At 68.7% G+C, this 25,053-nt stretch carries 22 protein-coding genes; 17 read left to right on the top strand and 5 right to left on the bottom strand.

Translation table 11 applies throughout. From position 1 onward, the window contains the following. Position 1: 1 nt before the first annotated feature. Positions 2-661 carry a response regulator transcription factor gene (locus A7G45_RS19560; RefSeq protein ID WP_260939596.1) on the bottom strand — a complete coding sequence of 220 codons (660 nt, stop codon included), beginning with the start codon at positions 659-661 and terminating at the stop codon, positions 2-4. A 428-nt stretch (positions 662-1,089) separates the two neighbouring features. Between A7G45_RS19560 and A7G45_RS19555 the strand changes: the two genes are divergently transcribed. The 4 genes from A7G45_RS19555 to nicT all read left to right on the top strand — a co-directional run bounded on the left by A7G45_RS19555 (position 1,090) and on the right by nicT (position 6,428). Beyond that, complete coding sequence (locus tag A7G45_RS19555) at positions 1,090-1,416, top strand: hypothetical protein (RefSeq protein WP_260939594.1); 327 nt, start codon at positions 1,090-1,092, stop codon at positions 1,414-1,416. A gap of 43 nt (positions 1,417-1,459) precedes the next feature. Beyond that, entirely contained in the window at positions 1,460-2,005 is a 546-nt protein-coding gene (locus tag A7G45_RS19550) for an alpha/beta hydrolase (RefSeq protein WP_043393970.1), read from the top strand. Positions 2,006-2,072: 67 nt separating this feature from the next. Then, a complete protein-coding gene (locus tag A7G45_RS19545) occupies positions 2,073-5,309 on the top strand; it encodes a DEAD/DEAH box helicase (RefSeq protein ID WP_260939591.1) in 3,237 nt (1,078 codons plus the stop codon). A 15-nt stretch (positions 5,310-5,324) separates the two neighbouring features. Next, the gene (nicT, locus tag A7G45_RS19540) at positions 5,325-6,428 is read left to right on the top strand and encodes a Nickel transporter NicT (RefSeq protein ID WP_260939589.1); all 1,104 of its coding nucleotides are present in this window, start codon (positions 5,325-5,327) and stop codon (positions 6,426-6,428) included. Here the strand turns inward: nicT and mtr are convergent. After that, complete coding sequence (gene mtr, locus A7G45_RS19535) at positions 6,425-7,801, bottom strand: mycothione reductase (RefSeq protein ID WP_260939587.1); 1,377 nt, start codon at positions 7,799-7,801, stop codon at positions 6,425-6,427. The genes nicT and mtr overlap by 4 nt on opposite strands. Positions 7,802-7,805: 4 nt before the next feature. After that, a complete protein-coding gene (locus A7G45_RS19530; protein ID WP_260939584.1) occupies positions 7,806-8,867 on the bottom strand; it encodes an alpha/beta hydrolase in 1,062 nt (353 codons plus the stop codon). Between the two features lie 114 nt (positions 8,868-8,981). Here A7G45_RS19530 and mqo point away from each other — a divergent pair, with 114 nt between their 5' ends. From mqo to A7G45_RS19475, 11 genes are all read left to right on the top strand, one after another. Beyond that, positions 8,982-10,478 carry a malate dehydrogenase (quinone) gene (gene mqo, locus A7G45_RS19525; RefSeq protein WP_260939582.1) on the top strand — a complete coding sequence of 499 codons (1,497 nt, stop codon included), beginning with the start codon at positions 8,982-8,984 and terminating at the stop codon, positions 10,476-10,478. A gap of 15 nt (positions 10,479-10,493) precedes the next feature. Then, complete coding sequence (locus tag A7G45_RS19520; protein WP_043393698.1) at positions 10,494-10,955, top strand: GNAT family N-acetyltransferase; 462 nt, start codon at positions 10,494-10,496, stop codon at positions 10,953-10,955. 5 nt (positions 10,956-10,960) lie between these two features. Then, positions 10,961-12,814 (top strand): magnesium chelatase subunit D family protein, encoded by a 1,854-nt coding sequence (locus A7G45_RS19515; protein ID WP_377042152.1) that lies wholly within the window; start codon positions 10,961-10,963, stop codon positions 12,812-12,814. A 24-nt stretch (positions 12,815-12,838) separates the two neighbouring features. Then, positions 12,839-13,453 carry a cob(I)yrinic acid a,c-diamide adenosyltransferase gene (cobO, locus tag A7G45_RS19510; protein WP_260939576.1) on the top strand — a complete coding sequence of 205 codons (615 nt, stop codon included), beginning with the start codon at positions 12,839-12,841 and terminating at the stop codon, positions 13,451-13,453. A 76-nt stretch (positions 13,454-13,529) separates the two neighbouring features. Next, positions 13,530-14,924 carry a cobyrinic acid a,c-diamide synthase CobB gene (locus A7G45_RS19505; protein ID WP_260939574.1) on the top strand — a complete coding sequence of 465 codons (1,395 nt, stop codon included), beginning with the start codon at positions 13,530-13,532 and terminating at the stop codon, positions 14,922-14,924. Continuing rightward, positions 14,921-16,147, top strand: coding sequence for a uroporphyrinogen-III C-methyltransferase (cobA, locus tag A7G45_RS19500; protein WP_260939572.1), 1,227 nt, complete (start codon positions 14,921-14,923; stop codon positions 16,145-16,147). Before A7G45_RS19505 ends, cobA begins: the two co-directional genes overlap by 4 nt. A gap of 55 nt (positions 16,148-16,202) precedes the next feature. After that, positions 16,203-17,738 carry an MFS transporter gene (locus A7G45_RS19495; protein ID WP_260939811.1) on the top strand — a complete coding sequence of 512 codons (1,536 nt, stop codon included), beginning with the start codon at positions 16,203-16,205 and terminating at the stop codon, positions 17,736-17,738. A 32-nt stretch (positions 17,739-17,770) separates the two neighbouring features. Next, positions 17,771-19,183 carry an alpha/beta hydrolase gene (locus A7G45_RS19490; protein ID WP_260939570.1) on the top strand — a complete coding sequence of 471 codons (1,413 nt, stop codon included), beginning with the start codon at positions 17,771-17,773 and terminating at the stop codon, positions 19,181-19,183. Positions 19,184-19,241: 58 nt separating this feature from the next. Next, positions 19,242-19,658: a hypothetical protein gene (locus A7G45_RS19485; protein WP_131630744.1), complete on the top strand. Its 417-nt coding sequence runs from the start codon at positions 19,242-19,244 to the stop codon at positions 19,656-19,658. 107 nt (positions 19,659-19,765) lie between these two features. Further along, a complete protein-coding gene (locus A7G45_RS19480) occupies positions 19,766-20,422 on the top strand; it encodes a 4a-hydroxytetrahydrobiopterin dehydratase family protein (RefSeq protein WP_260939810.1) in 657 nt (218 codons plus the stop codon). Positions 20,423-20,433: 11 nt separating this feature from the next. Next, the gene (locus tag A7G45_RS19475; RefSeq protein WP_043393715.1) at positions 20,434-22,179 is read left to right on the top strand and encodes a proline--tRNA ligase; all 1,746 of its coding nucleotides are present in this window, start codon (positions 20,434-20,436) and stop codon (positions 22,177-22,179) included. Positions 22,180-22,259: 80 nt separating this feature from the next. On the opposite strand, the gene A7G45_RS19470 is transcribed toward A7G45_RS19475, so the two are convergent. Together A7G45_RS19470 and A7G45_RS19465 are read right to left on the bottom strand one after the other, a co-directional pair. After that, positions 22,260-22,727: a ferritin-like domain-containing protein gene (locus tag A7G45_RS19470; protein WP_260939562.1), complete on the bottom strand. Its 468-nt coding sequence runs from the start codon at positions 22,725-22,727 to the stop codon at positions 22,260-22,262. Continuing rightward, complete coding sequence (locus tag A7G45_RS19465) at positions 22,724-23,251, bottom strand: hypothetical protein (RefSeq protein WP_260939560.1); 528 nt, start codon at positions 23,249-23,251, stop codon at positions 22,724-22,726. Before A7G45_RS19465 ends, A7G45_RS19470 begins: the two co-directional genes overlap by 4 nt. Positions 23,252-23,419: 168 nt before the next feature. On the opposite strand from A7G45_RS19465, the gene rimP reads away from it, so the two are divergent. Both rimP and nusA read left to right on the top strand, forming a co-directional pair. Next, positions 23,420-23,974: a ribosome maturation factor RimP gene (gene rimP, locus A7G45_RS19460; protein ID WP_260939558.1), complete on the top strand. Its 555-nt coding sequence runs from the start codon at positions 23,420-23,422 to the stop codon at positions 23,972-23,974. Next, the gene (gene nusA / locus A7G45_RS19455) at positions 23,971-25,035 is read left to right on the top strand and encodes a transcription termination factor NusA (RefSeq protein WP_260939556.1); all 1,065 of its coding nucleotides are present in this window, start codon (positions 23,971-23,973) and stop codon (positions 25,033-25,035) included. The genes rimP and nusA overlap by 4 nt, the downstream gene beginning before the upstream one ends. The last annotated feature ends 18 nt before the right edge of the window (positions 25,036-25,053 follow it).

Raw genomic sequence — 25,053 nt, 5'->3', positions numbered from 1 at the left:
GTCAGCGGTCCAACCGGTACCCGAAACCGCGCACGGTGTGCAGCGGTATCCCGGTCAACTTGGCCCGAATCTGGCCGACGAAGAAATCCAGCGACCGCGACCGGCCCACCACCGCGGTGCCCCAGCACTCGAGCATGACCTCTTCGCGGCTGACCGCCTCGCCCTGGCGGGCGGCCAGCGTGGCCAGAATCTGGTACTCGGTCTTGGTCAGAGGTTGCATCTGGCCCCCTACGGTGACCTCGTGGCGGTCGCGGTCGATCGTCACCGGCCCGGCAACGACGGACGGGTGGGCGACCGGACCGGCACCGCGCTGTACCCGCCGCATGACGGCCTCGATCCGCGCCAGGAGCACGGCCTTCCGCACCGGCTTGACCAGGTAGTCGTCGGCCCCGGCGCGCAGCCCCAGCACCACCGCGCCGTCGCTGTCGCGGGCCGTCATGATGATCACCGGCGCCGTCGACGCCCGGCGCAACGTGCGCAGCACGTCCAGGCCATCCATGTCGGGCAGGCCCAGATCCAGTAACACCAGGTCACAGCCCTTGACGCGATTGAGTGCGTCGTCGCCGCGCGTGGTGTGGGTGACGGTGAGTCCGGTCTGTTCCAGCAGCTCGACGAGCGCAGCCGCGACACCCTGGTCGTCCTCGACGAGCAGCACGCGCATGGGCCTGATGGTAGGTGGCCATGTCCGGGAACTGCCGATTTCGCCAGGAATCTGAGGATCGTGCGAGGAAAGACCTGGCGCGGGCCGCGCCCTATTCCGGTCCGCTCGGTGCAGGGAAAACATGTGCTCATCAACAGACATGAGGAGGTCACGATGTACCCGAACACCTATTTCGCCCGGGCGACGGTCTCAGTTTTGGCAGGCGCCGTGGTCGCTCTCAACTCTCTCGGGTCTTCCTGGAGCGCAACTGAATTCATACCTGCGTCGGACGCCGTGGCGACCGGCCATTCCTGCGACGTCGCCGTGATGGCGAGCACGCAGTGCCAGGACGGGCAGCACCGGCACGGGACAGCGCCGACGGTCGGCCGGGCGTACCGGGACCTGACCTCGCGGCCGACGGCCTGAGCGACGAGAGAACGGAGCAGATCATGAACGCTGTACTCGCGGTCAACGCGACCGCAATGGCGGCCAACGCCGGCGAGGAATCGTCCTGGATCCCGATGCTCGTGTGCTTCGGGGTCGTGGGGATCATCGTCGGGATGGCCATCCTGATGGGCCGGCGACAGCCCGCCCGTCGCGCGGGCACGCGGCGTCGAGCGGGGATGGCCGGTGGCGCGGGCTACGGCTACGCCGGCTCCGGTGACGGCGGCTGGGGCGCCGGTGGGTCCGGATGTTCGGACGGCGGCGGCTCCAGCGGCTGCGGCGGCGGTGGAGGTTGCGGCGGTGGCGGGGGCTGTGGCGGAGGCGGCTGCTGAATATCGGTACCTGCGGTCCCGCCGCGTTCGCTACGGTGGCGTCATGCCAATCATCCCGACCGTCGACGGCTTCGGCGCCACCGTCGACGTGTCCGGCCCCGACAACGCCACGACCGTCGTCATGCTCGTCACGAAGCAGGCAACGGCCGGCCACGGAGCCCTTTGCGAGTTGTTGCACACCGCGTCACTGCGCACCGTGGTGATCGAGGCCGACGACCGGCTCACCGTGAATTCGGTTGTCGGCATTCTGGATACGCTCGGGGTGAAGTGGGCCCTGCTGTTCGCCGCCGGCGGCGCGGGCGAGCTGGCCTGGCGGCTGGCAGCCACCCGACTGGACCGGTTCACCGCCCTGGTCGCGATCGACGGCAGCCATCCGCGAGCCACCGAGGAGACGGGCGACGTGTGCCCGCCGGTGGAGATCAACACCACCGTCGTGGTCACCAGTGCCGATGCCCGGGCGCGGGCACAGGCCGGACAGCGCTTCATCTACGGCGAATTCCGGCTGTCCGAGCTGGTGGGCCGACGCAGCGCCGACGAGTTCACGGCGCAGGTGGCCAACGAGATCGTGCTGCGCAGCAGCACCTGGTGAAGGGCCGCTCGGGGCGAGCGAAACGATGGGAGAGGCCCCTGTCGGTCCTGGCCGTTATCGTGACGAGATGGACGGCACGGACTCGACGGCCGGGCTAGCGCTCGCGCCACACGAGTTGCTTCGTGCGTTCAACGCACAGACGCTGGCCCGCGGCGAGACCTATGCGAACCAGGGGCGCGTCGTCACGGCCAGGTACGCCCCCCTCGATGGGACGCTCACCGGCTCCTGCTTGGGCTCGACATCCGAGTATTACGAGGTCGAAGTGGCGCTGTCCGGTGCCCGCACCAGCCTGGAGATCGAGTACGCGGTCTGCACCTGCCCGGTGGGGCGCTACTGCAAGCATGCCGTTGCCCTGTTGTTGGCGGCGATTCCGCGCGCACCCGACCGGGCGGCCCCGCAACGCTGGCAAGTGGTGCTGGGTTCGCTGCTGGACGAGATGACCGACACCGATACCGACACCACGGGCAATCCGTTGGCCCTGGAGTTCGGGATGCTGCCGGCCGGTCGATACCACACGACGCCCATCGCGACGCTGCGGCCGTTGACGGTCGGCAAGCGCGGCAACTGGATCAAGACCGGGATCACCTGGCGGCGCCTGTTCGATGCGGCTGACCCGGGCGAGTTCGACCGAGGGCAGTACAGCGCGCTGCGAGCGCTCGTCCTCGGCGTGCCCGGCTACTACCCCTACAGCAGTGACCAATTGGTGCTTTCCGGTGTGGGGCAAAGCTTTTGGGGTGACCTGGACCTGGCGGTGGCGGCCGGCCTCACGTTGCTGCCCGGCGCCGGGATCAGGGCCGTACAGATCGCCAAGGACGTCCAGTTGCGGCTGGACTTCACCGCCTCCGACACCGGTGGCGCGCAGATGTCGGCGGTGCTCGTCGTCGACGGCGAATCGCGGGCGGCCGACGGAGTCGGGCTGGTGGGCACACCCACACCGCATGGCATCCATCAGCTGGTGGACGGCATCCTGCATCTCGGGGCCTTCGCGCCGGTGCCCGGTCCCACCCTGCTCAAGCTGATCGCGAACGACGAGAAAGTGCAGATTCCGCCCGAGGCGCTGTCCGACTTCGCGGTGGACATGTTGCCGCGGCTGCGTCGGACCGTCGCCGTCGACATGGTGGAGGGACTTTTCGCGGAGCCGGACATCGTGGGGCCGATCCCGGTACTGACCATCACGGCCGATGAGATCGATGGCCTCGTGAAGTGGCGGACCCGGTACGAGGTCAACGGGCAGCGTCAGGAGTTCGACGCGGTGGGCGTCACACGCACGAGCGGTATCCGGGACACCGCCGCCGAGGATGCGATGTGGCGGGCGGTCGCGCCGGCGCTGGAAGCGGTGTCCGGATTGTCCGCAGCGGACGACCCGCTGGCCTCGCTGCTGCTGTCGCGCCGGCTGTCCCTGACCCAGATCGCGGTGCTGTGCCACGAGGTGCTGCCGCAGCTCGCTGATTACGAACAGCTGATCATCGAAATCGACGAGCGGGTCGCGACGTTCCGGCGCTCGGTTGCCGGAGCGCAACTGGGGTTCGGTACCGCGTCCTCCGACGAGGCGCCGGCGCAGGACTGGTTCGATCTGCACATCGCCATCGATGTCGACGGCTACCCGGTGGCGCTGTCTGCCGTCATCGCCGAATTGGCGTTGGGCGCAACACACATGCTGTTGTCGAACGGGGTGTACTTCCGGCTCGACACCCCCGAACTGCTGAAACTGCGGGCCCTGATCGAAGAAGCCCAGGCGCTGGGGGAGCTCGACGGCGACCGGGTGAACGCGTCGTCCATGAACGCGACGTTGTGGGACGAGCTGTTGGGCCTCGGCGTCGTCGACCGTGAACTCGCGCAGTGGCGGGACAACATGGCCCGGCTGGCTGCGGCGCAGCCGCCCGTTCCGGTACCCACGCCTGCCGGACTGCGGGCCGAGCTGCGCGACTACCAGCGCGACGGGCTCAATTGGCTGGCGTTCCTGTGGGACAACGGGATCGGCGGTGTGCTGGGTGACGACATGGGTCTGGGTAAGACGGTCCAGACCCTGGCTCTGATCAGCCGCGCGGTGGAGCAGGGCGCGGGCAAGTTCCTGGTGGTGGCGCCGACCAGTGTGGCCGGCAACTGGGCCGCCGAATGCGCGAAGTTCGCGCCCGGCCTCACCACCGTCGTGGTGTCGAGCACCGAGGCCCGCGGCGCGGTGCCCATCGCCGAGCAGGTCGCCGCGGCCGACATCGTCGTCACGACCTACACACTGCTGCGTATCGACAACGACCGATATCGGGAAATCGCCTGGGCCGGATTGATTCTCGATGAGGCACAGTTCGTCAAGAATCATCACAGCAAGACGCACCAGTGCGCGCGTCGCCTCGATGTGCCGTTCAAGCTCGCCATCACCGGCACCCCGATGGAGAACAATCTGATGGAACTGTGGTCGCTGTTGTCGATCACGGTGCCCGGTCTGTTCCCCAGCCCCAAGATTTTCGAGCGCTACTTCCGCAAGCCCATCGAGTCCGACGGCGAACCGGGACGCCTGGCGGTACTGCGACAGCGGATCAAGCCAGTGTTGTTGCGCCGCACCAAGGATCAGGTGGTCAAGGAGCTGCCGCCCAAGCAGGAACAGGTGCTGGCCATCGAACTGTCGGCCAAGCACCGGAAGATCTATGACACCCGGCTGGCGCGGGAGCGGCAGAAGGTGCTCGGGCTGCTGGGGGAGTGGGAGAAGAACCGCTTCCAGATCTTCCGGTCGCTCACCCTGCTGCGCCAGCTCAGCCTGCATCCCGGTTTGGTCGACCCCGACGCGATGGAGGCCGGTTCCACCAAGGTCGAGTTCCTCATCGAACAACTGGACCAGTTGGTCGCCGAGGACCACAGCGCGCTGGTGTTCAGTCAGTTCACCGGATTTCTGGCGGTGTTGCGCGACCGCCTGGATGCCGCCGGCATCGCGTACAGCTACCTGGACGGGTCGGTGGACGCGCGCAGGCGGGCGGAGGCCATCGACGACTTCAGCTCAGGCCGGACGCAGGTGTTCCTGATCAGCCTGAAAGCCGGCGGCTTCGGGCTGAACCTCACCGCCGCCGACTACTGCTTCCTGTGCGACCCGTGGTGGAGCCCGGCGGCCGAAGCGCAGGCCGTCGACCGCGCGCACCGCATCGGCCAGCAGCGCCCGGTGAACGTCTATCGGCTGGTGTCCGAGAACACCATCGAGGAGAAAGTGATCGCGCTGCAGGAGCGCAAACGCGCCCTGTTCGCGGCAGTGATCGACGACGGCGACATGTTCGGCACCGCCATCACCGCCTCCGACATTCGCGAACTGCTCGGCTGAGGGAGACTGAAACGCATGCGGCTTTCGTTGACCGGTCAGGATTGGGGGCGACTGGCGGCCATGTTCGGCGTCATCGCCGCATTGCACGTCATCGGCTGGGGCACGCTGATCCTGGTCGTCGTGCCGGAGCATCACACCGTCGGCGGGACGGCGCTCGGCATCGGGATCGGCCTCACCGCCTACACCCTGGGATTGCGGCACGCGTTCGACGCCGACCACATCGCCGCCATCGACAACACCACCCGAAAGCTCATGGCCGACAGCGCCGTCGCCGGGCACGGGCGCGGCAGCAACCGGCCGCTGAGCGTGGGATTCTTCTTCTCCCTTGGGCATTCGACCATCGTGTTCGGCCTGGCCCTGCTGCTGTCGCTGGGCATCACGTCGCTCGTCGGCCCGCTGCAGGACGATTCGTCGATGCTGCACCGGTACACCGGGCTGATCGGTGCAGGCGTCTCGGGCTTCTTCCTGTACCTGATCGCCGCCATCAATGTCGTTGTGCTGGTGGGGATCCTGCAGGTGTTCATGCGGATGCGCCGCGGCGAGTACGACGAGGCCGCACTCGAACATCAACTCAACAACCGCGGCTTCATGAACCGCATCCTGCGCCGGTTCACCCGCACCATCAGCAAGTCCTGGCAGATGTATCCGCTCGGCGCGCTGTTCGGCCTCGGCTTCGACACCGCGACCGAGGTGGCGCTGCTGGTGTTGGCCGGGACCGGCGCCTCGGCTGGATTGCCGTGGTACGCAATCCTTTGTCTGCCGGTGCTCTTCGCGGCCGGGATGAGCCTGCTGGACACGATCGACGGCGCGTTCATGAACGTCGCGTACGGGTGGGCGCTGGCCCGGCCGGTGCGCAAGGTCTACTACAACATCACCATCACCGGACTGTCCGTCATGGTGGCCCTGGTGATCGGCACCATCGAGCTGCTCGGCTTGCTGGCCGAGGAGTTCGGCTGGTCCGGCGGCGTCTGGGACTGGATCGGCGGAATCGACCTGAACACCGTCGGATTCGCGATCGTCGGACTGTTCGTCGTCACCTGGGTGGTGGCGCTGCTGGTGTGGCGGTGGGGCCGCATCGAGGAGAAGTGGTCGGCCCGGCTCAGCCCGGCCGACGGCTAAACCAGTCCCAGCAGCGCGTTTTCGATGACCTCGGACAGTGCCGGATGAATCCAGTACTGGCCGCGGGCCACGTCCTGCGCCGTCTGTCCGAACGACATGGCCTGGATCAGCGGCTGAATCAGGGACGAGGCCTGATAGCCCATGAGGTGCGCGCCGAGAATCTTGCCGGTGCCGCGCTCGCCGATGAGTTTGACCACGCCGGTGGTGTCTTCCATGGCCCAGCCGTAGGCGGTGTCGCCGTAGTCCTGCACCTTGACCACGACGTCGAAACCGGCTGCCCGCGCCTCGGCTTCGTTCAGGCCGACCATCGCGACCTGTGGATCGGTGAACACCGCGGCGGGGACGAACCGGTGGTCGCTGGCGACCAGCTCGCTGTTCCAGTCGCGTAGCAGGTTCTCTTTCACGGTGCGGGCCTCGTGGTTGGCCACGTGCTTGAGCTGATGGTGTGACGACACGTCACCGAGGGCGTAAATCCCACGGGCCGTGGTGCGTTGGTACTCGTCGACGACGACGTAGCCGTCGTCGTCCAGCTCCACACCGGCCAGCTGCACATCGAGCAGGTCGCCGTTCGGCACCCGGCCCGTCGCGACCAAGAGGGCGTCGGCCGTCAGGGTCTCGCCGTCGTCGAATTCCAGCACGACGACGTCGCCGTCCTGCCGTGCACCGACCACGTTCTCATGGGTGCGCACGTCCCATTTCTTGGAGACGACAGCGCCGAAGCGCCGGCAGATCTCCTCGTCACAACGCTTGAGCAGCCGGTCGCCGCGCAGCACGATGGTCACTTTCGACCCGAGCGCCGAGAACACATGCGCGAACTCCACGGAGATGAAGCCGCCGCCGATGATCACGAGATGTTCGGGCAGCGACGGGATTCGCATGATGTCGTCGCTGGTGAAGTAGGGGACGCCGGAGTCGGCGATGGCCGGGGGAATCGAGCTGCGCGAGCCCGCGGCGATGACCACCCGGTCGGACGTGAACTCGTCGCCGGCGGCGGTTCGCAGCGTGTACCGGCCGTCGGGCAGGGTCGGGCCGAAACGGGTGTGGCTGCCGTACACCGTGATGTTCGGCAGGCTGCGGCGATAGTCCTCGCCGCCCGACGCGATCGGATCGATCCGGCCGAAGACCCGCTTGACGATGTCCGGCCAGCGCACGCCGTCGATGTGGGAGTCGACGCCGTAAGTGGCGCTGTGCCGGATGGTCTGGGCCACGTCGGCGGCGTAGACGAACATCTTGGTGGGGATGCAGCCGACGTTCAGGCAGGTGCCGCCGAACGTGCCCTGCTCGCAGATCGCGACCTTGAGGTCGTCGTACCGCTCGTCGAGAACGCTGTTGCCCGAGCCGGTTCCGATGATGGTCAGGTCGTAATGCTGCATGACGTCAGGCCTGTTCATGTTGCGTGGTGGGGGAGACCGACCGGGTGAGGTACCCGTCCAGCCAGTGGTTCAGCTCATCGAACGCGACGGCGCGCGGCGCCGGCAGCGACAGGAAGACATCGTGTTTGGCGTCGGTGACCGGGACGATGGTGCTGCGGTTGCCGACGCAGCCGGCCCACCGGGCGATCTGCTCGACGTCCAGCACGGCGTCACCGCGGTCCATCCCGGCGCCGGTGGTGGTCTCGGCCACCGTGTGGTCCGACCGCAGGATCAGGTTCGGCACCCCGACGTCCAGCCCGCGGTGCAGCCGCAGCTGGCCCTGCCGTATGGCGTTGATCCAGCCGATGGTGACCGGGAAGCCGCCCAACGGTTTCCAGTCCAGGTTGTAGTCGAACTCCCCGCCGTGATCGCGGTGCAGGCTCGTGCCGTAGCCGCCCTCGGTCGGCTGCCGGATCACCGCCAACTTGCGATACCGGGCCAGCGCCCTCAGCGCGCCTGACACCGGCGCCGAACGCAGGACCGCCGGCCCGTGCAGATCGAAGAACGGGCTGTTGAGAACGAGGCCGGTGACATGGTGGGACGCCAGCGCGCCGGCGCTGCGCAGTTGGTCGGCGAACAACGTCGCGATCAGCCCGCCCGCGGAATGGCCGTACAGGCACACCCGGGCGCCGGCCGTGTCCGCGGCGATCAGCTGCAGGGCTCGACGAAGCTCCTCGTAGTACGACGCCAGATCCGTGGTGAAGTGCGGGGTCTGCCCGGGGCGCCGCGACCGTCCGCATTTGTGCAGGTCTATCGCGTAGAACGCGATACCGCGGGCAGCGAAATGGTCGGCGAGCTCGGTGTGGAAGAAGTAGTCGGTATAGCCATGAACGACCAAGACCGCGTGCGCGACCCGCCCGGGCTGCCCGCGCCGCACGACGGTGGCGACCAGGTCACCCTCTCCGTCGGGGTCGGGACCCAGTGCGATGGTCTGCTGCCAGTACCCGGGCAGCACGTCCGGCTGCCACTCGGGTTGTCCCTGTGGCTCCTGCGGCGTCACGTGCTCAACCCTAACTGCGACGAACATCATGGTCGATGGGAGGAGATACCGCGTCAGCGGCGAACTCGGTCGCGATAACCTTGAGCACCGAGCATCCGCCAATACCGGCGGGTAACCCGAGTGCGAAGGACGAGCGATCACGTGTCGAATGCAAACGTAGCTGGGAGCACACAGACCGACGTCGTCCTCGTGGGCGCGGGAATCATGAGCGCCACTCTCGGGGCCCTGATCCGCCTGCTGGAGCCGGAGTGGTCCATCACCATGATCGAGCGCCTCGACGGCGCCGCCGCCGAGAGCAGCGATCCGTGGAACAACGCGGGCACCGGCCACTCGGCGCTGTGTGAGCTCAACTACACGCCGCAGAACTCCGACGGCACCATCGACATCACCAAGGCCGTCCACGTCAACGAGCAGTTCCAGGTGACCCGGCAGTTCTGGGCGTACGCCGTGGAGAACGGGGTGCTGCCGGACGTCAAGAGCTTCCTGAACCCCATCCCGCACGTCAGCTTCGTGCACGGTGCCGACAGCCTCGACTACCTGCGCCAGCGTCGCGAGACGCTGGTCACCAACCCGCTGTTCTCCACCATGGAGTACATCGACGACAAGGACGAGTTCGCCCGTCGGCTGCCGTTCATGGCCGAGCAGCGCGACTTCGCCGAGCCGGTCGCACTGAACTGGACCACCGACGGCACCGACGTCGACTTCGGTTCGCTGTCCAAGCAGCTCATCGGGTTCGCCGCGCAGCGGGGCATGACCACGATGTTCGGGCACGAGGTGACCAACCTCAGCAAGCAGTCCGACGGCAGCTGGAAGCTCAACGTGGTCAACCGGCGCAGCGGCGACCGGCAGAAGATCAACGCCAAGTTCGTGTTCCTCGGCGCCGGTGGCGGCGCGCTGCACCTGCTGCAGAAGGCCGGCATCCCGGAGGCCAAGGGCTTCGGCGGGTTCCCGGTCGGCGGCGCCTTCCTGCGTACCGACAACCAGGATCTGACGGTGGCGCACCAGGCCAAGGTGTACGGCCAGGCGTCGGTCGGTGCCCCGCCGATGTCGGTGCCGCACTTGGACACTCGCATCATCAACGGCCAGTCGTGGCTGCTGTTCGGTCCGTTCGCCGGCTGGTCGCCGAAGTTCCTCAAGCAGGGCTCGATCACCGATCTGCCGCTGTCGGTCAAGCCCAACAACCTCGCGTCGATGCTCGGCGTCGGCGTTACCGAACTGGGCCTGGTGAAGTACCTGGTCGAGCAGCTGACCCTCAGCGAGGGCGAGCGGGTGGATTCGCTGCGCGAATTCGCCCCCAGTGCAGTCGATTCCGACTGGGAGCTGGACGTCGCCGGCCAGCGCGTGCAGGTGATCCGCCGCAAGGGTATCGGTGGTGTGCTGGAGTTCGGCACCACGGTCCTGACCGCGGAGGACGGGCGCATCGCCGGTCTGCTCGGTGCGTCGCCGGGTGCCTCCACCGCGGTGCCGGCCATGATCGAGGTGCTGGAGCGTTGCTTCGGTGACCGCTACCAGGCCTGGCTGCCCAAGCTCAAGGAGATGGTGCCCTCGTTGGGCGTCGACCTGTCCGGTGAACCCAAGCTGTACCGCGAGGTGTGGGACTGGGGAACCAAGGCACTCAAACTCGACCAGCCGGCCTGATCCGCAGGTGGTCGCGTGAGCGTCGCGCCGAGGCGCAGCTGGGCCAAGGATCTCGATGCCGCAACGCTTTACGAGCTACTGAAGTTGCGGGTCGAGGTCTTCGTGGTGGAGCAGGCCTGCCCGTACCCCGAACTCGACGGCCGCGACCTGCTGGCCGAGACCCGGCACTTTTGGCTGGAAAGCCCTGACGGGCAGGTCATTTCGACACTGCGCTTGATGGAAGAGCATCCCGGCGGGGAGAAGGTGTTCCGGATCGGCCGGGTGTGCACCAAACGCACCGCCCGCGGTCAGGGGCACACCACCAGGCTGATGCAGGCGGCTCTCGCCGAGGTTGGCAGCTACCCCTGCCGAATCGACGCCCAGACCTATCTCGAGGAGATGTACACCCGGCTCGGATTCGTCCGTGACGGTGAGGAATTCCTCGAAGACGGTATTCCCCATGTGCCGATGGTCCGGCACGGATCGGAGAGTCGGTGAGTGCCGTGACGGCGCCGTACCCGTTCAGTGCCCTCGTCGGGCAGGACCGGCTGCGGCTCGCGCTGGTGTTGTGCGCCGTGCGCCCCGACATCGGCGGTGTGCTGATCCGCGGCGAGAAGGGCACGGCCAAATCGACGGCGGTGCGCGGTCTCGCCGAGGTGCTGGCGGCTGTGGATGCCGATGCTCGCCTGGTGGAGTTGCCCATCGGTGCAACTGAGGACCGCGTGGTCGGCTCGATCGATCTGCAAAAGGTGTTGCGCGACGGCGAACATGCCTTCTCGCCGGGCCTGCTGGCCCGCGCGCACGGCGGCGTTCTCTACGTCGATGAGGTGAACCTGCTGCACGACCACCTGGTCGACGTGCTGCTCGATGCCGCCGCCATGGGCCGGGTCCACATCGAGCGCGACGGTGTTTCGCATTCGCACGAGGCCCGATTCATGTTGGTGGGCACCATGAATCCGGAAGAGGGCGAGCTGCGTCCGCAGTTGCTCGACCGGTTCGGCTTGACCGTTGACGTCTACGCCTCCCGGGACGTCGACGTCCGGGTCGAGGTGATCCGACGCCGGATGTCCTATGAAGCGGACCCTGCCGGGTTCAGCGAGCGGTACGCCGCCGACGATGTCGAGCTGGCCGGCCGGATCGCCAAAGCCCGTGCCGCGGTTGCCGCAGTGTTGTTGCCCGACAACGAGTTGCGCCGGATCGCGGCCTTGTGTGCGGCGTTCGACGTCGACGGCATGCGCGCCGATCTGGTGGTGGCCCGCACGGCCGTCGCACATGCCGCGTGGCGCGGTGCCGCCGAGGTGACCGAGGAAGACATTCGCGTCGCGGCCGAACTCGCGCTGCCGCACCGGCGCCGGCGCGATCCGTTCGACGACCCGGGCCTGGACCCGCAGCAGCTCGACGACGCGATGGCCCAGGCCGATGCGCAGGCGCAGACCGAACCCGAGCCCGAGCCCGATCCCGATCCGCCGGGTGGCGGGGTCTCCGCGGAGGGCTCGGAAGAGGCCGCACCGCAAGGAAACTCGGCCGGACCCGGCAGCGCGTCGCGGCCCAGCGCCCCGCCGTCGGCGACGTTCCGGACCCGGGCGCTCGTCGTGCCCGGCGTCGGGGAGGGCGCCCCGGGCCGTCGGTCCCGGGCCCGCAACCGCACGGGCACCCCGATCTCGGCCACCGACGATGCCCAGGCCGGGCACGGTGTCCACGTCTTCGGCACCCTGCTGGCCGCGGCGGACCGTCGTCCGCAGCCGGGCCGTCTGCAGGTGGCGCCGACCGATGTCCGGCACGCGATTCGCGAAGGGCGCGAAGGCAATCTGGTGATCTTCGTCGTCGATGCCTCAGGCTCGATGGCGGCGCGGGACCGCATGTCAGCGGTCAGCGGGGCGACGCTGTCGCTGCTGCGCGACGCCTATCAACGCCGCGACAAGGTCGCCGTCGTCACCTTCCGGGGGGCCGAGGCGGCGCTGCTGCTGCCGCCGACCTCGTCGGTGCACATCGCCAGCCGGCGCCTGGCCCGTTTCGACACCGGCGGGAAAACCCCACTGGCCCAAGGGCTGCTGGCCGCGCGCGACGTGGTGTTGCGGGAGAAGACCCGCGATCGTGCCCGTCGGCCGTTGGTGGTCGTGCTGACCGACGGCCGTGCGACGGGCGGACCCGATCCGCTGGGCCGGACCCGGACCGCTGCCGGACTCCTGGTCGCGGAGGGGGCGGCCGCCGTGGTCGTCGATTGCGAAACCTCTTATATTCGACTGGGATTGGCGCAGCAGCTGGCCGGTCAACTGGGTGCGCCCGCTGTGCAACTGGAGCAGTTGCGCGCCGACAGCCTGGCCCGAGTGGTCCGGGCCGGGCAAGCCGCGGCGTAAGAGAATTCGGCAGGAAGAAACGCTATGCCACAAGGACAACCGTCGGCCGTCCCCAACGACGGGCTGACCACCAAAGCGCGCCGCAACGCGCCGATCCTGGCGGTGCACACCGGCCCGGGCAAGGGGAAATCCACCGCGGCCTTCGGCATGGCGCTGCGCGCCTGGAACCAGGGCTTCGACGTCGCGGTGTTCCAGTTCGTCAAGAGCGCCAAGTGGAAGGTCGGGGAGGAAGCGGCGTTCCAGGCGCTCGGCCGGCTGCACGACGAGCAGGGCGTCGGGGGAGCAGTGCAGTGGCACAAGATGGGCTCGGGCTGGTCGTGGACCCGCAGGCAGGGTTCCGACGAGGACCACGCCGCCGCGGCCGTCGAAGGCTGGGCCGAGATCTCACGCCGGCTGGCAGCAGAGCAGCACGACTTCTATGTCCTCGACGAGTTCACCTACCCGCTCAAGTGGGGCTGGCTGGACATCGACGACGTGGTGTCGACGCTGACCTCCCGCCCCGGCACCCAGCATGTGGTGATCACCGGCCGCGACGCCCCGCCGCAGCTCCTCGACGCCGCCGACCTGGTGACCGAGATGACCAAGGTCAAGCACCCGATGGACGCCGGCCGCAAGGGCCAGCGCGGCATCGAGTGGTGATTTCGCTGCCGAGCAGACGTAAAACTGTCGTTTTTCGTCCGAAAACGACAGTTTTACGTCTGCTCGCGAGGAAAAAGTGACCACCTCTCCCACGCCCGCAGTGGTGATCGCGGCGCCCGCGTCGGGCAGCGGCAAGACGACTGTGGCCACCGGCCTGATGGGTGCGCTGCGCCGCGGCGGGCACCGGGTCAGCGCAGCCAAGGTCGGACCGGACTTCATCGACCCCGGCTACCACGCGCTGGCCACCGGCCGGCCCGGCCGCAACCTGGACCCGGTCCTCGTCGGTGACGACCTGATCGGGCCGCTCTACCGGCAAGGCAGCGCGGGCGCCGACATCGCCGTCATCGAGGGCGTCATGGGCCTGTTCGACGGGCGCATCACCGATCAGCCGATGTCCCCGGCGCCGGGATCGACGGCCCACGTCGCCGGTCTGCTCGGGGCGCCGGTGGTGCTGGTCGTCGACGCGCGTGGCCAGAGCCAGAGCATTGCTGCTCTGCTGCACGGCTTTTCGACGTTCGGCCAGGCCGGGGCGAGCGGAGCGACGGGGATAGCGCCGGTGCGGATCGCCGGGGTGATCCTCAACAAGGTGGGATCGCCGCGGCATGAACAGGTCCTGCGCCAGGCCTGTGAGCAGGCGGGTGTCCCGGTATTCGGCGCGATCCCGAGGGACAGCGGACTGGAGATTCCGTCCCGGCACCTCGGGCTGGTCACCGCTGTCGAGCATGGCCGCCGGGCGCACCAGGCCGTCGACGTCATGACCGAACTCGTCGCCCGCCACGTCGATATAGAAGCCATCGTCCGGTGCGCGGGGATCGGGGCGTTGGCGCCGGCATGGGTTCCTGAATTGGAGCCGGTGGCAAACATCACGGTGGCGCTGGCCGCGGGCAAGGCCTTCAGCTTCGGGTACGCCGAGCACGCCGAGCTGCTCGGCATGGCCGGTGCCGAGGTCGCGGCCTTCGACCCACTGACCGACCCGCTGCCGGACGGGACCCGGGCGCTAGTCATCCCCGGCGGTTTCCCCGAGCAGTTCACCGCCGAACTGTCCGCCAATGCCGTTGTCCGGGAACAGATTGCCGCGCTGGCCGCGACAGGCGCACCGGTCCACGCCGAATGCGCCGGGCTGACCTACCTGGTCGACGACCTCGACGGGCACCCCATGTGCGGCGTGCTGCCCGGCTCGGCGCGCTTCACCGAGCGGCTCACCCTGGGCTACCGGGACGCTGTCGCGACGGTGGACTCCAGCATGCACGCCGCTGGGGAACGCGTCACCGGCCATGAATTTCACCGCACCACAGTCGAATTCACCGACGAGCAGCCGCCGGCCTGGGTTTTCCGGGGCGCCGGACAGACCACCGTGCACGACGGGGCCGTCCGCGGCGGCGTGCACGCCGGCTACCTGCACACCCATCCGGCCGCGCACCCGCACTCGGTGCGTCGGTTCGTATCCGCGGCAACTAAACTCGCCGAGTGACTCAGAACGCCTACCTCGTCGGCCTGCGCCTCACCGGTAAGAAGGTCGTGGTCGTGGGCGCCGGCAGCGTCGCCCAGCGCCGCCTGCCGCTGCTGATCTCCAGTGGCGCCGACGTGCACGTTGTCGCGCCCGTCGCCACCCCGGTGGTCGAAGCGCTGGTCGACAACCCCGACGGCACCGGCATCACCCTCACGTCGCGGGAATTCCAGAACGACGACCTCGACGGTGCCTGGTACGTGCTCGCCGCGACCGACGACGAGGCCGTCAACGCCGCGGTGGCCGACGAGGCCGACCGGCGCCACATCTTCTGCGTCCGCGCCGACGCCGGCCTGGAAGGCTCGGCGGTGACCCCGGCGTCCTTCGAGTACGACGGCCTGACGGTCGGTGTGCTGGCCGGCGGCGAACACCGGCGCTCGGCGACGCTGCGCACCGCGATCCGCGAGGCCCTGCAGCGCGGCGCCATCGGCGACGCCACCGAACCCGACAGCTACCGCGGAGTGGCGCTGGTCGGCGGTGGGCCGGGGGACCCCGAGCTGATCACCGTCCGCGGCCGCCGTCTGCTGGCCCACGCCGACGTCGTGGTCGCCGACCGGCTGGCCCCGCAGGAGCTGCTCGCCGAACTCGGCCCGCACGTCGAGGTGATCGACGCCGCCAAGATTCCGTACGGCCGGGCGATGGCCCAGGACGCCATCAACGCCGTCCTGATCGACCGGGCCAGGGAAGGCAAATTCGTGGTCCGGCTCAAAGGCGGCGATCCGTTCGTCTTCGCGCGCGGTTATGAAGAGGTGCTGGCATGCGCCGATGCGGGCATTCCGGTGACCGTCGTACCCGGTGTGACCAGTGCCATAGCGGTTCCGGCCCTGGCCGGCGTTCCGGTCACCCACCGGGCGGTGACGCACGAATTCGTGGTGGTCAGCGGCCACGTCGCGCCGGGACACCCGGAATCGTTAGTGAATTGGGACGCACTGGCCGCGATGCGCGGCACCATCGTGCTGCTGATGGCCGTCGAGCGGATCGAACTTTTCGCCAAGGTGCTGCTGCAAGGTGGCCGACCTGCGGAAACACCGGTCCTGGTGGTCCAGCACGGGACGACGGCGGCGCAGCAGACGTTGCAGACCACGCTTGCCGACGCGCCGGAAGACATCCGTTCGGAGGGCATCCGACCTCCCGCAATCATCGTGATCGGGGACGTCGCGGCGTTCGCAGGGTTAAAGAAATCTTAAGATTACTGTAAGGTAGCTTTCCATGACGGCTCTCAACGACGCTGAGCGCACCGCCATGGCACACAGCCGCCGCGAGTCGCTCTCCATGCACGTGGGGCAAACCGACGACGAGCGAAAGAGCTGGTATCCAGCTTGGCTGCCGTCTCCCCGCTTCCTTTCCGCAGTCATTGCCATCGGTGGCATGCAGCTGCTGGCCACGATGGACAGCACTGTCGCCATCGTTGCTCTTCCTAAGATTCAGGACGAGCTCGGCCTCTCCGACGCGGGCCGCAGCTGGGTGATCACCGCTTACGTGCTGACCTTCGGTGGTCTGATGCTGCTCGGTGGGCGCCTCGGCGACACCATCGGCCGCAAGCGCACCTTCATCGTCGGTGTCGCGCTCTTCACCATCGCTTCCATCCTCTGCGGCGTCGCCTGGGACGAGACCACCCTGGTCACCGCCCGACTGCTGCAGGGTGTCGGTTCGGCCATCGCATCGCCGACCGGCCTGGCGCTCGTCGCCACCACGTTCCCGAAGGGCCCGGCCCGAAACGCCGCGACCGCGATCTTCGCGGCCATGACCGGCGTCGGCTCGGTGATGGGACTCGTGGTCGGCGGTGCCCTCACCGTCTTCTCCTGGCGCTACGCATTCCTGGTGAACGTGCCGATCGGCATCATCATGATCTACCTGGCTCGCACCACCCTGACCGAGACCAACCGTGAGCGCATGAAGCTGGACGCGGCCGGCGCCATCCTGGCGACCCTGGCCTGCACCGCGGCGGTGTTCGGCTTCTCGATGGGCCCGGAGAAGGGCTGGATGTCCCCGCTGACGCTGGGCTCCGGTGCCGCGGCTGCCGTGCTGTTCCTGGCCTTCCTGTTCGTGGAGCGTTCCGCCGAGCACCCGGTTGTTCCGTTCAACCTGTTCCGGGACCGCAACCGCGTGGCGACCTTCGCGGCCGTCTTCCTGGCCGGTGGCGTGATGTTCACGCTGACCGTGCTGATCGGCCTGTACGTGCAGGACATCATGGGTTACAGCGCGCTGAAGGCGGGCATCGGCTTCATCCCATTCGTCATCGCCCTCGGCGTCGGGCTGGGTCTGTCCTCGCAGCTGGTGGCGATGTTCTCGCCGCGAGTGCTGGTGATCGCCGGTGGCGTCATGGTGCTCGCCGCGATGATCTACGGCTCCACCCTCAACGGCGGCATCCCGTACTTCCCGAACCTGGTCATCCCGATCACCGTCGGTGGTTTCGGCATCGGCATGATCGTGGTGCCGCTGACCGTGTCGGCCATCGCCGGCGTGGCGCTCAGCGACATCGGCCCGCTCTCTGCCATCGCGCTGATGCTGCAGAACCTCGGTGGCCCGGTGGTGCTGGCCATCATCCAGGCCGTCATCACCTCGCGCACCCTGTACCTGGGCGGGACCACGGGTCCGGTCGCCAAGATGAATGAGGCGCAGCACACCGCCCTCGACCACGGTTACACCTACGGCCTGCTCTGGGTCGCCGCGGTGGCAGTGATCGTCGGTGTGGTGGCGCTGTTCATCACCTACACCGCCGACGAGGTCGCGGCGGCGCAGGACACCAAGGAAGCGCTGGACGCGGGAGAGCTCTAAGCCCGCGCAGTTTCTTCCTGGATAATTTCGGCGTGCCTTCGTTCGTCACCCATGCGTCGCTGACGCATGGGTGGCTGCCTTTCACCATCCAGCTGCTGACTTTCGCGGCACTGTGCTGCGCGGTCGGGCGACGGTCTCCGCAGTGGAGCGTCAGGCGGCTGCCCGTGGCCTCGGCCGTCGGCGCCGCGTCCGCCGGCGCCCTGTACTGGTACATCACCTCGCTCGGTATCGCCGGTGACCCGGCGCCGGTGGGGCTGTGGATCTGGACGGCGCTCGGCGGGTTCGCCGCCACGGTCCTGATCCTCGGCTGGCGCGGGTCCCACTGGCGGCGCCGCGGAATGGCCTTGGTGGCCGTGCCGCTGTGCGTCGTCTGCGCGCTGCTGATGCTGAATCTGTGGGTCGGCTACTTCCCGACGGCGTACGTGGCGTGGCACAAGTTCACCGTCGGCAAGGTGCCCGACGAGGTCGACCGCTGGACGGTGACGGCCATGCAGCTCAAGGGCATCCGGCCGCCGCGTGGGGTGGTGGTGCCGGTCTCGACCAGCTCGCAAGAATCGAATTTCACGCACCGCGCCGAACTCGTCTACCTGCCGCCCGCGTGGTTCGCCAGCAATCCGCCTCCGCCGCTGCCGACGGTCATGATGATCGGCTCGCAGCTGAACACCCCGGCGGATTGGATCTGGGCGGGCAACGCCAAGGCGACGATCGACAACTACGCGGCGGCGCACGGCGGTGAGGCGCCGGTGTTCGTCTTCGCCGACGCCACAGGTTCGTTCAACAACGACACCGAATGCGTCAACGGCAGCCACGGCAACTCGTCGGTCCACCTGACCAAAGAGGTGGTGCCGTACCTGATCTCGAACTTCGGCGTCAGCCCCAAGCCCGAGCACTGGGGCATCGTCGGCTGGTCGATGGGCGGCACCTGCGCGGTGCAGCTGACTACGCGCCATCCCAACCTTTTCAGCGCGTTCGTCGACATCGCCGGCGATCTGAGCCCGAACATCGGCACCAAGGACCAGACCATCGCGCGGCTCTATGGCGGTGACGCAGCCAAATGGGCTGAGTTCGATCCGAGCACCGTGATGCGACAGTACGGCCGCTACCACGGCATCTCTGGCCTGTTCGAGATTCCTGGCACCGCCGCCGCGTGCAATGCACCCGGCCCCGGCGTCCCGCGTGATGCCCGCGCGAACCCGGAGGGCCAGGACATCGCCGCGGGTACTCTCTGCGAGATTGCCCAGCAGCACGGGATCAACGCCGAGGTCCGGGCACTCCTCGGTCTGCACGACTGGGGCTTCGCCAACGAGTCATTCGCTGATTCGCTGCCGTGGATCGCGGGGAAGATCGGGACGCCGAAGGCTGGGAGTGCGCCCGGCACGCCGACGAGGCCCGGCACCCCGGGCCCGACGACTGCGGCCGGCCCGCACGCCGCTCCGACGCTCTAGCCGGTCGTCATCGTCGCCCGGTGGTCGGGGCTCCAGGTTCCGCTGCTACACATGGCGTATGACGGCTACTGGCGCTCGGACGATGCTCATCGCGACCGTGCTGGCCGCCACCGTGGTCACCGGCTGCCAGCGTCCACCGGCTCCCGGCCCACAGGCCGGTGCGCTGTCGGGGGCCCCGATGCTCAATACCGTCACCGCTGCGGAAGTGGTGAAGGACATGGGCGCGGCGGGCCTGGCCGTGTCGAACCCGCGGGACGTGGCCAAGCAGAAATGCCCGGACATCAGATGCATCGAGGCCATCGAGACGGACACGGTCACGGTGCTGGTGTTCTCCACCACGGGCGCCGCCGCGAGCTACTCCGGCGCCACGCCGAGCACCTTCGAGGCGATGAACATCGTGGTGCAGTTCGGCCCGTCGGTCACCGCGGCGGACAAGAGTGCCTACGAGCGCGTGGTGAACCAGGCGCTGCTCTGAGGGTGGCCTTCGACAGCGCGAGCATCTGACCGGCACCCGGCACCGCAGTGCTATGCAGGAGGCATGACTGCCAAGGGGTGCGACGTGGTCGCGGGGACCGAATCATGATGCTGCGCCAAGAGATTTCCGATGTGGTGAGTCCGCTGGGCTGGTGTTTGGTGCTGGGTGCGGTGTACGCCGAGGTGCTGACGTCCGGCCTGGCAGCTGCCGCGGCGCTGGCGGCCGCGGTGGTCGAGGAAACCGGCTCAGAGTCGCAGGGGCACTTGGCCATCGATATACGTGCCGACCGCGTCGTGTTGCGAGTGCGCTCGGACGAGGGCGTCACGGAGCACGACATCGCGCTGGCGCGGCGCATCTCGGAGTGCCTTGCCGCGCGCGGCGCAACGACCACGCCGGGCGGGGTATCGGTGCAGGCCCTCGAGATCGCGATCGATGCCCTCGACATCCCTGCGGTCCGCCCGTTCTGGCGGGCCGTCACCGGCTATGTGGACGAAGCGGGTCCGTCGGATCTGAGCGGGGGACTCGTCGACCCGACCGGTCGCGGCCCGGCCCTGTGGTTCCAGCAGATGGACGTCCCGCGGCCGCAGCGCAACCGGATCCATCTCGACGTCGATGTCCCACACGACGAGGCCCCGGCACGGATCGAGGCGGCGCTGGCCGCGGGCGGTGTGCTGCTCAGTGACGGGGCAGCCCCCGCATTCTGGGTGCTCGCCGACGCCGAAGGCAATGAGGTGTGTGTCTGTACCTGGCAGGGCCGCGACTAGGCTGGCCTCCCGTGATCACCCGCATGTCCGAGCTGTTCCTGCGCACCCTGCGCGACGACCCCGCCGACGCCGAAGTGCCGAGCCACAAGCTGCTGATCCGGGCCGGCTACGTCCGCCCGATCGCGCCCGGCCTGTACAGCTGGCTGCCGCTCGGCCTGAAGGTGCTGCGCAAGATCGAGGCCGTCGTCCGCAGTGAGATGAACGCCATCGGCGCCCAGGAGATCCTGTTCCCGGCGCTGCTGCCGCGCGCGCCCTACGAGACCACGGATCGGTGGACCGAGTACGGCGACAACCTGTTCCGTCTGCAGGACCGCCGCAAGAACGACTACCTGCTGGGACCCACCCACGAGGAGATGTTCACCCTGACGGTCAAGGGGGAGTACTCGTCGTACAAGGACTTCCCGCTGCGGCTGTACCAAATCCAGACCAAGTACCGCGACGAGGCGCGTCCCCGCGCCGGCATCCTGCGCGGCCGCGAGTTCATCATGAAGGACTCGTACTCGTTCGACATCGACGACAGTGGACTCAAGGACGCCTACGAGGCGCACCGCGAGGCCTACCAGCGCATCTTCGACCGGCTGGCGGTCAAGTACGTCATCGTGTCCGCGGTGTCGGGCGCCATGGGTGGCAGTGCCTCCGAGGAGTTCCTGGCCGAGAGCGAGGTCGGCGAGGACACCTTCGTGCGTTGCGTGCAGTCCGGCTACGCGGCCAACGTCGAAGCTGTCGTCACCGCGGTGCCTGAGTCGCTGCCGATCGACGGCCAGCCCGCGGCCGTCGTGCACGACACTCCCGACGCCCCGACCATCGCCACCCTGGTGGACTGGGCCAACACGGCCGGTCTGGGCCGCGAGATCACCGCCGCCGACACCTTGAAGAACGTGCTGCTGAAGGTGCGTCAGCCGGGTGGCGAGTGGGAACTGCTCGGCATCGGTGTGCCGGGTGACCGCGAGATCGACGAGAAGCGACTCGGCGCGGCGCTCGAGCCCGCGGAGTACGCGCTGCTCGATGACGCCGATTTCGCCGCCAACCCGTTCCTGGTGAAGGGCTATGTTGGTCCGAAAGCCTTGTTGGACAATGGTATTCGCTTCCTGGTCGACCCGCGGATCGTCGACGGCTCGTCCTGGATCACCGGTGCCGACGCGCCGAACAAGCACATCGTCGGGATGGTCGCGGGCCGTGACTTCGTGGCCGACGGCACCATCGAGGCCGCCGACGTCCGCGACGGCGACCCGTCACCCGACGGTGCCGGGCCGCTGGTGTCGGCCCGCGGCATCGAGATCGGGCACGTCTTCCAGCTGGGCCGCAAGTACACCGACGCCTTCAGCGCCGATGTGCTCGGCGAGAACGGCAAGCCGGTGCGGCTGACCATGGGCTCCTACGGCATCGGGGTGTCGCGGATGGTTGCGGTGATCGCCGAACAGCACCACGACGAGCTCGGGCTGCGCTGGCCGAGCTCCGTCGCGCCCTTTGACGTGCACGTGGTCATCGCGAACAAGGACGCCGAAGCCCGCACCGGCGCGACCGAGCTGGCCGGCCAACTCGACCGGCTCGGCCTCGACGTGCTGTTCGACGACCGCACCGCCTCGCCGGGCGTGAAGTTCAAGGACGCCGAGCTGCTGGGTGTGCCGTGGATCGTCGTGGTCGGACGCGGCTGGGCCGACGGCACCGTCGAGCTGCGCAACCGGCACACCGGTGAGAAGACCGAGGTTCCGGCAGACGGCGCCGCGGCCGCGATCACGGCAGCACTGGCCGGATAGCCCGATCGCCGAACGGCCAGTTGTTGCACGCGTTTGCGGAAAAACCGTGCGATAACTGGCCACTCGGCGCAGTGAGTGGACTACTCGGTGCCGCCGGGGAATGCCACGACGGCCGGCGTCACCCCGAGCACCGCGCGCCACCGTGCGGCCAGCACCGCGCTGTCGGTGAGGGCCTTGACGGCCAGGGTCCGGTCTTCGGTGGTGGTGGCCTGCTCGGCGACCGCGCGCCAGGCGACGGCGGTCTCCTCTTCCATCTGCAGGGCCAGCTTGGCCGCGTCGCCGGGGTTGTTGGCGTCGATCGGGAGCTGATAGCCCGCGGCCGGCAGCGGCGCGGGCACCGATCGTCCCGCCAGTGCGGTGATGGCGGCTTCGCGGTTCGTCCGATGCTGGGCCATGGCCTGGGCGACCAGATCATTGACGTCGGGTGTGGTGTGCGCCGACACCAGGCCGTAGCCGTAGATGGTGCCGTGCTCGGCAGCAACCGCGTCGTACAGCGCGGCGTCGGCGGGGCTGCCCGGCCGAGTGGGGGTGGGTTGCGGGCTGGTCATGGTGCCTGCCCGGCGAGCGTGACGGTGTGTGCCGCGGTGCAGGCGGCGGAGATCGACGCCAGCAGCCCGGCGCGGTAACCGGATTGACCGGCTGCGGCACGGCCCGTGCTGTCAGCCGCCTGTTCCAGCGCCGCAACGACTTCCTGAGGTGTCGGGGGCGCCGGTGGAGGCGTGGTGCCGGTGGTCGCGGCCGGGGTCGCCGACGTCTCGGTGGTGGACGACGGTGCGGCCGGCGGCGGGCTGCCCATCCGGGTGAGTTCGTCGGCCAGTGCCCGGGCGTGCGCGTCGCGCAGTGCCGCGACGGCCGTCAGCGCCGCCGCCACCTGGGGCGGCACGCCGGTGGTGGCGGAAGTGGCCAGCTGACTGTCCTTGCGGGCCCGGTCGAGCTCGGCGTTCAGGATGTCGAGGGCGGGATCGCGCTGCGGTGCCGATCCGCAAGCCGACACCGCGCCGCCGAGCAGCGCCAGTGCGGCCGTGCCCAGCAGGACACGCCGTCGGCTGACGGTGGTTTCGGTGTGCGGCACAGCCACATCCTGCCATTGCCGATACCGGCTGCCCGGCACCGTCCGGCCGGATGTTCTCCGGCGCCGCAGCCGCGATTGCCATTCGGCCATGCGCTGCTGGCGTATCGTTGGTACCGGGTTCACCCTTCTGGGGGCCCTGTCCGCACAACTCAAGATGAGGAGCTCGCCGTGGCCCGGGACACGCCGGAACAACCGCTGCTACCCAGTCGGTTACCGACCACAGGCCAGGTGCTTGAGCTGCTCAGCAGTGCTTTCGCGGACGCCGGATACGACATCGAGGACGTGCGGGTGGACGCCGCCGCACGCCCCCCGCGGATCGTCGTGGTGGCCGACGGTGACTCGGGTCTGGACCTGGATGCGGTCGCCGACCTGTCGCGCGTCGCAGCCGAGCTGCTGGACCAGGTGACCGCCGATTCCGAGCCCTATGTGCTGGAGGTCACCTCGCCCGGTGTGGAGCGTCCGCTGACCGCGGAGCGGCACTACCGCCGCGCCCGCGGTCGCAAGGTCGAGCTGACCCTGGCCGACGGCAAGTCGCTGACGGGCCGGCTGGGCGAGCACGACGGCAGCGCGATCCAACTGGTCGTCGCCAACCGGGGCGTGCTGTCGGTGACCACCGTCGCGCTCACGGATATTTCGAAAGCTGTTGTACAGGTTGAATTTTCACCACCCAATCGCCGGGAACTGGAGCTGGCGGGTATGACCGGAGAGGGGGCCGAGGGATGAACATCGACATGGCGGCACTACATGCCATCGAGGCGGACAAGGGAATCACGGTCGACGTCGTCGTCGACACCATCAAGACGGCGCTGCTGACTGCCTACCGCCACACCGAAGGGCACGAGCCCGACGCGTACATCGACATCGACCGCAAGTCGGGCATCGTGCGGGTGATCGCGCGTCAGACCGACACCGACGGGACCGTCATCCACGAGTGGGACGACACCCCAGAGGGATTCGGCCGGATCGCGGCGACCACCGCGCGGCAGGTCATCCTGCAGCGGCTGCGCGACGCCGAGAACGAGAAGAACTACGGCGAGTTCTCGGCCCGCGAGGGCGACATCGTCGCCGGCGTGATCCAGCGCGACGCCCGGGCCAACGCCCGCGGCCTCGTGGTGGTCCGGGTCGGCACCGAGGCCAAGGGCTCCGAGGGCGTGATCCCGGCCGCCGAGCAGGTGCCGGGGGAGACCTACGTCCACGGCGACCGGGTGCGCTGCTACGTCGTCGGGGTGGCCCGCGGCGCCCGCGAACCCGTCATCACGCTGTCGCGGACCCACCCGAACCTGGTGCGCAAGCTCTTCTCGCTGGAGGTCCCCGAGATTGCCGACGAGTCGGTGGAGATCGTCGCCGTCGCACGTGAGGCCGGACACCGGTCCAAGATCGCCGTCGCGTCGCGGGTGCCGGGGCTGAACGCCAAGGGCGCCTGCATCGGACCGATGGGTCAGCGCGTGCGCAACGTGATGAGCGAGCTCTCGGGCGAGAAGATCGACATCATCGACTACGACGAGGACCCGGCGAAGTTCGTCGCCAACGCCCTGTCGCCGGCCAAGGTCGTGTCGGTGACGGTGATCGACGAGTTGCAGCGCGCGGCGCGGGTCGTGGTGCCCGATTTCCAGCTGTCGCTGGCGATCGGCAAGGAGGGCCAGAACGCGCGTCTGGCGGCGCGGCTCACCGGTTGGCGTATCGACATCCGCAGCGACGCCGACGGTGCGGGTGCGCCGGCGGGGGGTCGGGAGGCGGACGCCGGCGGCCGGTCGGCAGGCCATGGTGGTGGCCGCGACCGCTGAGGCGAAAACCCGCAGTTA

It is taken from the genome of Mycolicibacterium llatzerense (assembly GCF_025331195.1).
Classification (GTDB): Bacteria; Actinomycetota; Actinomycetes; order Mycobacteriales; family Mycobacteriaceae; genus Mycobacterium; species Mycobacterium llatzerense.
Note: the sequence above shows the minus strand (reverse complement) of the source record. Positions and strands in the feature narration are given on the sequence as shown.